Below are 13,409 nucleotides of genomic sequence, written 5' to 3'. Positions count from 1 at the left end.
AACACATCTTAGTGCAATCCTTGAGATGGCTACGATCAAGAAGATGGAACAATGTTGACAGAACGCAGGTTAAACTGCGCTCTGTCCTCAAGCGTCAGGGATGAAATCCTCGCAGGCTTTGTTGCAAATCCCCCTGTTTTTCGAGTTTTGACAACTGCTGAACGATAAGTGCAAGGGCAAACAATCTGTCTATGGCAGCTTCCATCTTTGGTTGATAGTTGGTCCTGGCAAACACATACTCGGGTCTGTCTGATCTTCCCGCGTAATGGCGAACAGAAAAAGTTTTTTCAAACGAAGGCTCGGCTTTATCTCGCTTGTCAACTCTTGCAAACGCTTCCTGACAGGTCTTTCGAAAAATATTCTGGAATTGATTGAGCGGAGATGGAGTAACGTAAATATAAACTGGACACTTGACCCTCTGTGGCAGTTGAAACTCCTTAGCGGCTTTCGCTGTGTTAAAAAAGTAATATTGTGCCGGTAAAGGTTCTGCTCTATAGAAATTATATTTGTTTGATGCCAAATTGAATAAATTGCTCCGGGCCTGTCTCTCTTGATTGCTTTGGGAGAACCGGGATCTCGGGGGGGCGGCATACCTTTGTCGAGCTGGAAGAGGCTCTGGCTTTTCTGTCCGGGGAGCGGGTCGAGGTGGCACAGATTGGTGGCTACCGGCATTTGGACGAGGCTGCTTAGCCTGAGCCTCTGGCTGACGTCTCCCTGAATGCTGTCGAGGAGAGGGCTCAGCGCTTTGGCTGGGTTTTGGAGCAACTGCTGGCTCCCCTTTCTCATCAATTTGCCCCGCATCATATTGCCTGCGCTTGTCGGCATCACTCAGAATTTTGTTCGCGTTGTTTATACGCTTGAACATGATTTCTGCTTGTTCCTTATTGTCCGGATTACGATCTGGATGCCATTTCACCGCCAGTTTCCTATACGCTTTTCGAATGCCGGCCTGATCAATACTGGGATCGGATATTTCCAGATGTTCATAGAGTGGTTTGGGCATGATGATCGATTCCTTAAAAGAAAGATTCTGATATATTTTAGCACTATAAGTTTATTTAGCAAACAATTATGGGCAGGAATAGCGCTTCTTTTTATTCAGGCGAGGCCGGGTGCTCGTGAGCCTTGCTCTGTCGACTTACTTCAATTCGCCCTCATGCTGCTCCATCCAGCGCAGCAATTCCTGCATGGGCATGGGGTGGGCGAAATAATAACCCTGAATAATGTTACAACCCCATTGCTCAAGTAAATCCAGTTGCGCCATTTTCTCTACGCCCTCGGCAATGGTGGTGATACCAAGACCATGTGACAGTTGAATGGCGGTCAGTACAATCATGGCATCGTCTGGATTAACGTCGATATCCTTTATAAATGACTGATCGATTTTGATGGAGGACAAGGGGAGTTTTTTCAGTAAATGAATTGATGAGCTGCCTACGCCAAAATCATCCAGTGAAAAGTGTATACCAAGACTTTTTAAACCCATCATCATGTCGACCAGCAGATCAGAATCCTTATTGAAGGAGTTTTCGGTTATTTCAAAAAATATTTTTTTGGGATTGACCTGATACTGCTCAATCAAAGCCTGAATTTTCTCGTTAAACAAGGGATTTTTAAATTGTTTGATGGATACGTTAATGGCAAGCTGCATGCCATTTCGGATGTTGGACAGGTCGCGAAACTCCCTGAAGGCCTGCTCCAGAATCATTATCCCAAGGTCATGAATATAACCTTTGTCTTCTGCGACAAAAATGGAGTCAGTCAGAGGAACGTTTTTAAGAACGTCGTCGCTCCAGCGTAACAGCGCTTCAACGCCCAGTATCTGGTGAGTACCGGCGTGAATCATCGGCTGATAATAGACCTGATAACTCTTTTCCCTGATGGCTGTCTGCAGTGCGGATTCAATCTGATTGTAGATGAGTATTTTTTCGTTGGCTTCCTTGCTGTAAAAGGCAAAGGTTGATTTGCCCATTTTTTTCGCCTGATACATGGCGATATCTGCGTTTTGGAGCAGCGTTTCTATCTGGTGGCCATTGGCGGGATACATGGCGATGCCAATACTGATGGATGCGCTGATTTCGTTATCATCAATGCTGAGTGGTTCTTTAAATGCCTGTAAAATCCGTTCGATTACTTTGGTTAAATCCGTGCTTTTCGGAGTATCTTCAAAAATCAGGCCAAATTCATCTCCACCGATTCTCGCCAGATAATCAATGTCACGCAGGTGAGGCATGATAAGGCCCGGCAAAACGGTCAGGAGCTTATCACCATACAAATGGCCAAATGTGTCATTGATGTACTTGAAATTATCAACGTCTATGAAGCAAATGGCCAGCTGGGATTGATTGCGGCTGGCCCGCCCAAGCGCGTACTCCAGGTGCTCAAAAAAGCTCAGACGGTTAGGCAGTTTGGTCAGCGGATCAAAATGAGCCATTCTCATCAGCTTATTTTCATTGTCCAGTCGCTCGGTAATATCGCTGAAGATGATGGCAGCACCTTTGACCTGATCGCTGATAATAATGGGAATACAGGTATATTCCACCCAAAAACAGGAGTTGTCTTTTCTCCAGAACATGGCTTCCTTGATTTTTATGACCGTTTTTTCCCGGATAGCCTGATAAACAGGTGATTTTTGTATGTAGAAAGAGGGCTTTTCGTGGTTGGCCTCATATAATACCTTCATAATCGATTGATCTTTCAACTCATGGCTGGAATAACCCAGCAGATTTTCAGCTGCCTGATTAATAAAGGTGATGTTATAGTCTGTGTCTATCCAGAATATGCCTTCTCCTGCGGCATTCAGTAACAGCAGGTTCTTGGCTTTTTCCGTGCGCAGCTGGATGGTTTTGGCATCGGCAAGGTATTGAATCAGGTAACGCTGACCATACAGGATAAATAAAATGATATTCATCAGGGCACAAAACAGCAGTGTTGCGGTCAGTGATGACCAGACCAGCCAGGAGTATTCCCGGTTCAGGAAATGCGTGTAGGATGTTGAACTGGTGTCAAGACCGGAATGCATCTGCTGATGGCTCATGATGGAAAATTTTTCATTAACGCGATTCAGTTCGGATTGTCGGTAAAAAAAATGAGCGAAAATAACAACAAAAAAAGTCAGGCATAATGGCATTAAAATGGGGATAATTCGGTTTCGCCATAGTTGTCTGGGCCTGGCAAAGAGGATCAAAAAAACAGGCGTCATGATGAGCACGCCGATAATGTCACCTATCCACCAGGTAATCCAGCTGGCCATAATATTTTCAGGAGGCATGATGCCAATCGCATAAAGTCCTGCGTTACTTACACTCGTCGCCACCACACAGGAAACCGGGCCGCTCAACAACGCAAACATCAGAATATCTTTTGGAATGTGCAGGGGATTATGAAAACCAACGTAGCGTTTGATTAACCACCAGCCGGTCAGTGCCTGTAGTACCGCTCCCGTACCGGTTATGCCCCCCGTGAGCAGTGTTACCAGGCTGAAACCGGCAGGCGCATTAACCAGCGTTACATAAAAATTAAGAAGAAAAGAACCGGCAAAAATCCCCGGCAACGTACGCAGACCCCATACCAGTACGGCTCCCAGAGCGATACCGGAGGGTGCCCAGATAGCGGTGGCATAGCCCGGAGGCACGGCCAGCATCAGTCCCAGATAACCACTGGTTACGTAAAAGAACATAACCGTCAGATTATACAAGGCTGTATTTCCAGATCCGCCTCGTGTTCTCATGTTGGCTGCCGCCTCCACGAAAAAAGACAGGCGTAGATCGATGGTTCGGTTTTAGCCATATTTCCTTATAACAGACGTTAAGCGTTATTTCTGCTTAATTATAGCTCAATATTACGCTATTACCTCTGTACTGGACAAAACTCCGATCGGTCATTCCCGCGCAGGCGGGAAACTATCCTGGTGCTGGCGCCGAGCCTGATATGACCATGGGTCCCCGCCTGCGCGGGGAGGACAAATGAGGCGCTGAGAGGACAAATGAGGCGTTGAGAGGACAACTCATACAAAGATAAAAAATTGTCCGGCACAGAGCGCTATTACCGGTCTGTGGTATATGGGCTGTGTATTCAGATTACGCCTGAACCTTAATGGACAGTTCGAGTAGAAAATCGGCGACCAGCTCGCCGGGTTCTGCCAGGCTGACGAAGTGCGTGTAGGCTTTAATGGGCAACTGTCTGTTGATGCGCAGCCCGGTTTTTTTGGATTCATCCAGCATCGCCTTCACGGCATCACCCTGTTCACAGACAAAATAGACATCTGATTCCGGGCGTTTAAGAAATTGCGCCTGAAATGACTTGAACACCAGCGACGGATTTAATCCCGCCTGTCTGGCATGATAAAAGCCATGCAGACCGCCGGCCAGATCAGCACCCACGGCAAGCGCACCGAAATACATGGACTTAAAATGATTGCGGCTGCGGCGGCGCAGGGGCAGTCTGATTACGATAACCTGATCGTTAAGAGTGATTAATCTGGGGCGTAAATGGCCAATCAAAGGGACCTGGAAATGGCCAAAATACCAGAGAAAAAAACGAAACCGGGTGAATACGCTCATTTATGCGTCCTTGACAACGGTCAGTTGAGAAATGATTTTTTTCACGCCATGTACCGCATTCACGCGTTTGATGATGGCGAGTATCGATTTGTCGTGTTTTACCTTGCCACTCAGGGTGACTTCGCCATTAGTGGTTCTGGCGTTAATGCCTACCAGCGGGATCGATTCATCATCGAGCACTTTCGCTTTGAGTACGGCAGCCTCAACCTTGGCGGTGATATAAGTGTCGGTGATGGCCGTGTTGACCTGTTTAATTTCCAGATCATTACATTCTACCTGTTTAACGCCGGTGGTGGACCTGGCCAGTCGAATAGCGGCTATCAGCGCCTCTTTGTCTTTGACATGTCCCTTGAGCGTAACCACACCATTTTGTGTACTCACAAAAATTTTCAGGGGATTCAGATCGCGGTTTTTCGTGTATTTGGCTTCAATTTTCGTTGTGATAACCGAGTCTTCTATCTGCCGCTCCATGGAGCGCAGGTCATCGGCGTGAGCAATAGCGGCACAGATAAGCAGAATGCTGCTGAGTATCAGACGTAAGGCAGGGTGCATGGGACTCATCCTTCTCAAAACAGGGTAGCATGGTTCATCCTACCTGAAGACACGGTGTTTTTACAACATGATATAATTAACAAACTTATCCACAGGCAGATAGGGTCACAAATGTGAACGATTCACAAAAAACTTTACAATATTGTTATATTTATCAAGAGATTAAAGAAAACCTGCTCATTGAGCCATAGACTGTCTGTCATGGTTCAAAATAAGTTATCCACAGATAAGTTTTGGGAATTACTCTTAGGAGGACTGCCAGTATAGCTTAAAAAAAAATAAAATCCAGTGTAAGTCGGAAAATTTTTCTCTTTATTGCTCGCCCTCTCAGTGCATTATTTGTCCTCTCCGCGCAGGCGGGGATCCATGGTCATTTCAGGCTCGAGGCCAGCTCCAGGATAGTTTCCCGCCTGCGCGGGAATGACAGTGTGTCAATGGAGGCGCTTATCTCCTTACCTCGGAGCCGCATTAGGCTGAGGAGGGGCAAACGGGCGCTATCGCCTCCACGATTCGTTGGCTGACGTCCTCTGCCGCTCGTCTGGCCGCATTCTGATGAGCCGGGCTCAGAAACACATAACGGCTCTTTTGACTGACCTCGGCAACGGATGTTCTCGTTCGGCGGGATTGATCGAGAAGCCTGGTTTTAATATCCTCTGGATTTTCGGTCTGCTCCAGATCGCGTTTTATGTCGGCAAGCGATTTTTTCAACTGGCGCGCCTCTTCCAGCAATAAGGCTTTGTCATGCATAACATAGCGAAAAAAGGTACGGCTTAAAAACAGATTCACGGGGCGGAAGAAATCAATGAATTTCACCAGTCCTTTATTGTGAGTGCTGATAAAATCTTCCATATGTTTCTCCAGAACCAGAACCGAATTTAACACGGCCATTTTGCCCTTCAGGCGCAGCAGCTCCTCTGGATTGGCCTGGTGTGCATGGTCTAGAGTGAGACCATTGTCTGCTGTAATCAGGTTTTGAGCGACCGTGTTGTAACGTTGATTCGCGAAATTATTCAACTCAAGCCGGGTAAGGCTCTCCACGGTCTGTACGCCGATCCGTGAAGCGATGCCTGTGGCGACACGCTCAGTCGTGCTGGTACTGAAATGATAAACGGCCTGCGTTATGTCTGTAACCAGAGCAGGAGACCAGGGTTTGAAAAGCTCACCGGTTCCCTCCAGCATCCATTTACCAAACGACCAGGTCGTACTGACCAGGCTGGCGGCTTTTTCCTTCAGATTGCCGCCGACGGGTTGGGCTGCCGCCTGAAGAGCCGCATCTATTTTGGCTCGCCACTCGTCTCGTTCGTCAACAGGCAGGTCATTCAAAAAGTCCGTTACGTATTCTTCGTTGAGATTCCCGAGTCGTGTATCCGGCTGGTTCAGAGCATCAACCAGGCGTTTGATATGATACATTTGGGTAATGGTGCTTTCTTTTTCCACGAAATGTGCGCGCAGATTTGTGACAATTTCCAGGGCGTCGCCACCGTTTGAAATAATCTGCTCAAATTCCTGCTGAATGACAGGAGCCATCCGGCTTTCGAATGAAGAGGCATTGGCTGTCTGCAGCAAGGTGCGGATGCCGTCGACTGTATGGCCAGGTCTTGCCGTCATCAATTGATCGAGGCTTTCCTGATGTTGAGCGTAATATTCGCGGATCAGATGATGCAATGCGGCGGCATTTTGTGCTTCCTGTGCTTTTAGTCCCTGCAAGTTTAGATCGACCACTCTTGATGAGGACACCACATCGGCAAAGCGTTGTTGATGCTGGAAATAAACTGCGGCAAAAAAGAAATCGCGGTGATCGTTCAGCCTGGGTTGATGCAGGTTCTGGCCTGGAATCGGGTCGCCAATCAGTGCTTCCTGTTCGCGGATACTGGCTTGAATGCCAAGCAGTGTTGCGGCTCCAAATATCGGATTTATGCCTTCGATGCGACTGCCCTCGGCAACCATGACATGTGCCGCATTCACAGGAGCATAGTTTTGATAATCAAAAACCTCTCCCATTTCCTCTTGTAAATTCGTAAGATCGCGCCTCAGGTCTTGCCAGTATTTGGTTAACGTCATTATAAATCTCGCCTTAAATCATAACGCCCGAGGTAAAACTGTAAAAATTTTACCTTATCTGGACTCGATAATACCACCGTAAGCTTAATGTTTTCTTAAATAAACCACAATAAATTACAACGTTGTCACATTGACACGTTGTATCAGATAGGGTGGTTTGGCGGCTTTGATAAGCTCTACGGAGAAGGTCGGATTCATTTTCAGTTCAGGAATGCGGATGGCTTGCACAATGTTCCAGTGCATCACACCATCCACATGACCGGATGTGATGATTTGCCCGGGGCCGGTAGCCTGAGGATGCAGGCTCAGTCTGCCATTACGAATGGTGCTGGTACTGTCACCAAAAAAGCGGATCAAATCCGACCAGGCTGACGGCAGATACTTACTTTCCGCCTGTTTCAGCCGGGCGTCCATGTTGTCATGCGTCAGTCTGAAGGTATCGATCAGGGTTTGTCTGGTCCACGCCAGCGCAGACTGGGTAGCGGCGTACTGCGGGCCAGGATAGAGGAGGGGGGATAACAGGATAACGCCTGCGGTCTGGCCGATTCGTGTCATGACGGGCTCCTTGTCATCATTTGCTGAGAGTATAGCAGAGCCTGAGACCGATCCTTCGCTGCGTTTCAGCTGCCATTTTAATGTATAATGCCCTTTTCGCATCAACTTGGTCGTATATCATGACGGTAATCAGCATTCAGGGCGCGAGAACGCATAATCTTAAAAACATTAATGTCGAGATTCCCCGTAACCAATTGACGGTGATTACGGGCCTGTCGGGCTCAGGAAAGTCATCGCTGGCTTTTGATACCCTCTACGCGGAGGGGCAGCGGCGTTATGTGGAGTCTCTGTCGGCCTATGCCCGGCAGTTTTTATCGATGATGGAAAAGCCAGACGTAGACTCTATCGAAGGACTGTCGCCCGCCATCTCCATTGAACAAAAAGCGACCTCACATAACCCGCGTTCAACCGTGGGTACGATCACAGAAATTCATGATTATTTACGTCTTTTGTTCGCCCGGGTTGGAGAGCCGCGTTGTCCAACGCATAAGCTGGTTCTGCATGCTCAGACCATCAGTCAAATGGTGGATCAGGTGCTGGCATTGCCTGCCGACAGCAAGGCGATGATTCTTGCGCCTGTGGTGCGCGAGCGCAAGGGCGAGCACCAGCAGCTGTTACAGCAACTGCAGGCTCAGGGTTATGTGCGTGCCCGTATCGACGGCGAAATCTGCGAACTCGATTCGCCTCCTAAAATGGCTTTGCGCCAGAAGCATACCATTGAGGTCGTAGTAGATCGTTTTAAAGTGCGTCCGGATATCGCGCAGCGTCTGAGCGAATCGTTTGAAAATGCTCTGAACCTTGCCGATGGTATTGCCAACGTCGTATCTCTGGACGATACGTTTGAACCGCTCGTTTTTTCTTCAAAATTTGCCTGTCCTGAATGCGGATACAGTCTGAGCGAGCTGGAGCCACGCCTGTTCTCCTTCAATAATCCCATGGGCGCCTGCCCGTCCTGCGATGGTCTGGGCCTTGATCAGTTTTTTGATCCCGACCGGGTCATTCATAACGAAACCGCCAGTCTGGCAACGGGAGCCATTCGTGGCTGGGACAAAAAAACCACTTATTATTACCCGATGCTCGAATCCCTGGCCCGGCACTATCGATTTGATATTAACACGGCTTTTTGCGATTTACCGGACAGAATCCGGCATATTGTGCTGTATGGCAGTGGCAGCGAGGAAATAGAATTTCATTATCAGCGCCCTCGCGGTGGCTATATGGTCAAATGTCATCCCTTTGAAGGCGTAATTCCCAATATGCAGCGCCGATATCGGGAGTCTGATTCGTCACTGGTGCAGGAGGAACTGGCAAAGTATTTGTCTTCACGTCCCTGTCAGACCTGCTTTGGCACGCGTCTGCGTGAAGAGGCGCGCAATGTATTCATTGACGATAAAAGTCTGCCGGAAATTTCCTCTTATTCGATTGAAGCGTCCTATGAGTTTTTCAAACATTTGAAACTGGCGGGAAATCGTGGGGAGATCGCGGCCAAAATCAACAAGGAAATTGTGGAGCGTCTTGGCTTTCTGGTAAATGTCGGTCTGGACTACCTGTCTTTGACGCGCAGCGCGGAAACCCTGTCTGGTGGTGAGGCGCAGCGTATTCGTCTGGCCAGCCAGATTGGTTCTGGCCTGGTGGGGGTGATGTACATTCTTGACGAGCCATCCATCGGTCTGCATCAGCGTGATAACGAGCGCCTCCTGAAAACCCTGCGTCGTTTGCGGGATCTGGGCAATTCTGTGATTGTGGTTGAGCACGACGAAGACGCGATTCGCTCGGCGGATTTTGTTCTGGATATTGGCCCTGGTGCCGGGATTCACGGTGGCCAGGTCGTGGCGGCTGGGACGCCGGCTGAAGTGATGGCCAGCAAATCCTCTCTGACCGGGCAGTATTTGTCAGGCATGCAGCGCATTGAAATTCCCGCGCAGCGCAAAGCCGTTGATCCACAGCGCATGCTGCATTTACGGGGCGTTAACTGTAATAATCTGGTGAATGTAGACGTCAGTATTCCTCTGGGCCTGATTACCTGTGTGACCGGCGTATCCGGATCGGGAAAATCCAGTCTGATTAACGATACCCTGTATCCTCTCGCGGCTAATAAACTGAACCGGGCCTCGCTGTTAACCCCAGGGCGCTTGACGGAGATCAGTGGCCTTGATTTATGCGATAAGGTGATTGATATCGACCAAAGCCCGATTGGACGCACGCCGCGCTCCAATCCGGCGACCTACACAGGCTTGTTCACGCCCATCAGAGAGTTGTTCTCCGGAACGCCGGAAGCCCGCGCCCGAGGCTATCAGCCTGGCCGTTTCAGCTTCAACGTTCGCGGCGGTCGTTGTGAGGCCTGTCAGGGGGATGGTCTTATCAAGGTGGAAATGCACTTTCTGCCGGATATTTACGTTGCCTGCGACGTATGCAAAAGCAAACGCTATAACCGTGAAACCCTGGATATCCTCTACAAAGGAAAAAACATCCACGAAGTGCTGGAACTGACCGTGGAGGATGCCCGGCAGTTCTTTGATGCCATTCCCGTGCTGGCACGCAAATGCCAGACACTTATCGACGTTGGTCTGTCGTACATTCGCTTAGGGCAAAGTGCCACAACGCTGTCGGGCGGTGAAGCTCAGCGCATCAAGCTTGCGCGTGAGCTGTCGAAACGGGATACCGGACGAACCCTGTATATACTCGATGAACCCACCACCGGTCTGCATTTTCACGATACCCGGCAATTGCTGGCGGTTTTGTTCCGTCTGCGTGAACAGGGCAACAGCATTGTGATCATCGAGCACAATCTCGACGTGATCAAAACGGCCGACTGGATAATAGATCTTGGCCCGGAGGGAGGCAGCAAGGGGGGCACGATTCTCGCTACCGGTACCCCAGAGGAAGTAGCCGAGTGCCGGCACTCCTATACCGGTCAGTTTTTGAAACCCCTGCTCAAGGGTTGAGCGTATGGCTGGCCGGATTACCGTTCACGTGCCGTTTGTACTGAGTCGACTTTGCACTGATGGTCCCCCTACCTTTTTTGCAGATTTAGAGCTATAACTATAAAACGAAAGAACAAAAAGGAATGAATCATGGGTAATTTCTTGTTATTGGTCTTGATAATCATTGTGGTGGTGGCGTTTCTCGTCATCGGCATCTACAACAGTCTGATTGGCCTGATTGAAGCAGTGAATAACAACAAGCGGCAAATCGATATTCAGCTCGACAGACGATTCAAAGTCTTTGAATCGCTGATTGCTGCGGTCAAGCAGTCTATGGACTACGAAAAAACGACCCTGAAAGATGTAGTAGCCTTACGAAATCAGGCACAGGCAGCCAAGGCAGCAGGCGACGAAAAAGGGCAGATTGCGGCTGAAAATGGTATTTCGCAAATTGCAGCCGGGTTAAATGTGGTATTTGAGCAATATCCCGATCTTAAAGCCAATCAAAACGTGCTGCAGCTGCAGGAAGAAATCGTAAACACGGAAAATAAACTGTCTTATGCCAAACAGGCATACAATGACAGCATTGAGCGCTATTACGCCAAGAAAAAATCGTTCCTGGAGGCGATGGTGGTCAATTTTTTCCCCGCGGCTCTGGACAAGCAGTTTGAATACTGGTCGCTGCCCGATGAAACAATCAAGGCGCATGAAAATTATACGGTCAAATTCTGAGGATCGACATGCCTCTCTCAGACTATCAGGCCAGCGCCGGCAATTGGCGTGAACAGTTGCGAATCAATGAGCGCAAAACCCGCACGGTGATTGCGCTTTTCCTTCTGATCTATGTTTTTGTCGGTCTGCTGGTGGATGTATCAATCGTACTCGGCGAGTATCCACAGCTCACTATTGGCCAGGCCATGTACGTTCTGGTTACGTTCAGACTGATACCTTACGCGACCCTGATCCTGCTGGGAATAGCCGTCGTATCCTTACTGGTTACGTATTCCATGTACGATCGCATCATGCTGCTTGGCACAGAATACGTCGAAATCACACCCGAAACCGCGCGCACGCTACAGGAAAAGCAGTTGTATAATGTGGTCGAGGAAATGAAGGTAGCTGCCGGGCTGAAATACATGCCGAAAGTTTTTCTGATAGAAGCCAATTACATGAATGCCTTTGCCAGTGGTTACAGCGAGAAATCCGCGATGGTGGCCATTACCCGCGGTTTGATTGAAAAACTGGACAGGGCCGAGCTGCAGGCCGTGATGGCACATGAGCTGAGCCATATCCGCCACCATGACATCAAATTAACCCTGATGGTGGCCGTGCTCAGTAACATTATCCTGATTGTGATTGATTTTCTGTTTTACTCCATGCTGTACAAGCGCGATCGCCGGGACGACAACCGCCTGTTGATGGTGATTGTCGTTTTGCGCTACGTTTTGCCCCTGGTAACGGTGCTGTTAACCCTGTTTTTAAGCCGGACGCGTGAATACATGGCTGACTCTGGTGCCGTAGAACTGATGCGCGATAACGAACCCATGGCGCGCGCACTGCTGAAAATCAGCTCGGATCATCAGCAACACGCGGAACAATACGCAAAGGACTATGGACAAACGGCGCATGAGGAAGTCAGGCAGGCATCTTACCTGTTTGATCCATCCAGCATTGATCCGGTGAAGTCGCTCTCCAGCGCGTTTTCCACCCACCCGGAAATTGATGACCGCCTTCGAGCGATAGGGTTTAAGCGCAACAACTAGCTTGGATTCACTCAAGGTGTCTTCCGAAAATTAGGGCTGGTTCAATTCCCATGTTTTGGAGTGGGTAATGGGTAAATTTGATTTGAAACGATAAATTAATTCTTATTAAGAAGTTTGGGATTAGCTGTTAGTATCGGAATATTTTGATTTTTAAAATCTCCATCATCTGTTAATAGAGTCAACCCCCTGCTATTACATAAAGCCGTTATTATTTGATCATTAAAATCTGAGTTTCCCTCTCTATATTCTTTCAATAGATTACCCATGTTTATTGTTTCAAAGCTACACTCAATTCGACGACAGTATCCTAAAACTCGAGAAGCATCATCAGCGATTGAACATGCAATTTCTTTGAATGCATCACTTTTTCTAAAATCTTTAAATTTTTTTTCAGGAGCAAGTACTCCTTGTTGTATTCGTGCATAACGATTAATAAATTCAGAAACGATCAAGGCATCAATGAATATCTGGCATCCAGCCTCAAGAATTTTTTTAAATGCCTGTGAATATTTATTAATTCTCGAATTATTGATTATTGGACCATATAAAAACAGCCAGATATTTGTATCTAATAAAAATTGGTCGGTTGACTTAAATATGTAACTTTCAACGGATTCAATTTTTTTCATTCTGATTACTCTCGATAACGTCATGAATAGCTTTTTCGAATTTATTCGGATCAGCAAAATATTGTTTTGCTGTATCAATAACTCTTTTTAACAAAGCTATATCATCAGCCTGCATATCTTCCACATGAAGCAAAGAACGTATTTTTTCTTCAGACATTGTTCCATACAATTGGCCAATTGCTGTATTTAAAAAAGCTGAAGTTAATATAGTGACGTTTCCGAAAGAAAGAATAATCTCTCGATTATCATTAAGCGCAGCAACAAGACGAGAGAATACTTTTTGCCCATCACCAGAAGCAACGCACAGAGGACTTCCAACAATTTCAAATACAGAAATTGTTAATTTTTTTTTCATGATAAACC

Annotated in this window: 11 protein-coding genes; 3 read left to right on the top strand and 8 right to left on the bottom strand. The window is 47.8% G+C overall.

Annotated features, from left to right (window positions below; genetic code table 11):
• Positions 1 to 94 precede the first annotated feature (94 nt).
• The 6 genes from ACQUTA_RS07390 to ACQUTA_RS07365 all read right to left on the bottom strand — a co-directional run bounded on the left by ACQUTA_RS07390 (position 95) and on the right by ACQUTA_RS07365 (position 7,730).
• On the bottom strand, positions 95 to 1,003 hold the full coding sequence (locus ACQUTA_RS07390; RefSeq protein ID WP_444987592.1) for a J domain-containing protein: 909 nt from the start codon (positions 1,001 to 1,003) through the stop codon (positions 95 to 97).
• Positions 1,004 to 1,138: 135 nt separating this feature from the next.
• Positions 1,139 to 3,730, bottom strand: coding sequence for a bifunctional diguanylate cyclase/phosphodiesterase (locus ACQUTA_RS07385; RefSeq protein ID WP_444987591.1), 2,592 nt, complete (start codon positions 3,728 to 3,730; stop codon positions 1,139 to 1,141).
• Positions 3,731 to 4,079: 349 nt separating this feature from the next.
• Complete coding sequence (locus ACQUTA_RS07380) at positions 4,080 to 4,562, bottom strand: PaaI family thioesterase (protein ID WP_444987590.1); 483 nt, start codon at positions 4,560 to 4,562, stop codon at positions 4,080 to 4,082.
• Positions 4,563 to 5,114 (bottom strand): BON domain-containing protein, encoded by a 552-nt coding sequence (locus ACQUTA_RS07375; RefSeq protein WP_444987589.1) that lies wholly within the window; start codon positions 5,112 to 5,114, stop codon positions 4,563 to 4,565.
• Between the two features lie 468 nt (positions 5,115 to 5,582).
• Positions 5,583 to 7,175: a hypothetical protein gene (locus tag ACQUTA_RS07370; RefSeq protein ID WP_444987588.1), complete on the bottom strand. Its 1,593-nt coding sequence runs from the start codon at positions 7,173 to 7,175 to the stop codon at positions 5,583 to 5,585.
• Positions 7,176 to 7,289: 114 nt separating this feature from the next.
• Positions 7,290 to 7,730 carry a DotI/IcmL/TraM family protein gene (locus tag ACQUTA_RS07365; protein ID WP_444987587.1) on the bottom strand — a complete coding sequence of 147 codons (441 nt, stop codon included), beginning with the start codon at positions 7,728 to 7,730 and terminating at the stop codon, positions 7,290 to 7,292.
• Positions 7,731 to 7,849: 119 nt separating this feature from the next.
• Between ACQUTA_RS07365 and uvrA the strand changes: the two genes are divergently transcribed.
• From uvrA to htpX, 3 genes are all read left to right on the top strand, one after another.
• Positions 7,850 to 10,675 (top strand): excinuclease ABC subunit UvrA, encoded by a 2,826-nt coding sequence (uvrA, locus tag ACQUTA_RS07360; RefSeq protein WP_444987586.1) that lies wholly within the window; start codon positions 7,850 to 7,852, stop codon positions 10,673 to 10,675.
• 129 nt (positions 10,676 to 10,804) lie between these two features.
• The gene (locus ACQUTA_RS07355; protein WP_444987585.1) at positions 10,805 to 11,386 is read left to right on the top strand and encodes a LemA family protein; all 582 of its coding nucleotides are present in this window, start codon (positions 10,805 to 10,807) and stop codon (positions 11,384 to 11,386) included.
• 8 nt (positions 11,387 to 11,394) lie between these two features.
• Positions 11,395 to 12,417: a zinc metalloprotease HtpX gene (htpX, locus tag ACQUTA_RS07350; RefSeq protein WP_444987584.1), complete on the top strand. Its 1,023-nt coding sequence runs from the start codon at positions 11,395 to 11,397 to the stop codon at positions 12,415 to 12,417.
• A gap of 95 nt (positions 12,418 to 12,512) precedes the next feature.
• On the opposite strand, the gene ACQUTA_RS07345 is transcribed toward htpX, so the two are convergent.
• Positions 12,513 to 13,046, bottom strand: a complete 534-nt coding sequence (locus ACQUTA_RS07345; RefSeq protein WP_444987583.1) for a PIN domain-containing protein — start codon at positions 13,044 to 13,046, stop codon at positions 12,513 to 12,515.
• Positions 13,033 to 13,401, bottom strand: a complete 369-nt coding sequence (locus ACQUTA_RS07340) for an STAS-like domain-containing protein (RefSeq protein WP_444987582.1) — start codon at positions 13,399 to 13,401, stop codon at positions 13,033 to 13,035. Before ACQUTA_RS07340 ends, ACQUTA_RS07345 begins: the two co-directional genes overlap by 14 nt.
• Positions 13,402 to 13,409 lie beyond the last annotated feature (8 nt).

The sequence above is a fragment of the Legionella navarrensis genome, from assembly GCF_052527415.1.
Note: the sequence above shows the minus strand (reverse complement) of the source record. Positions and strands in the feature narration are given on the sequence as shown.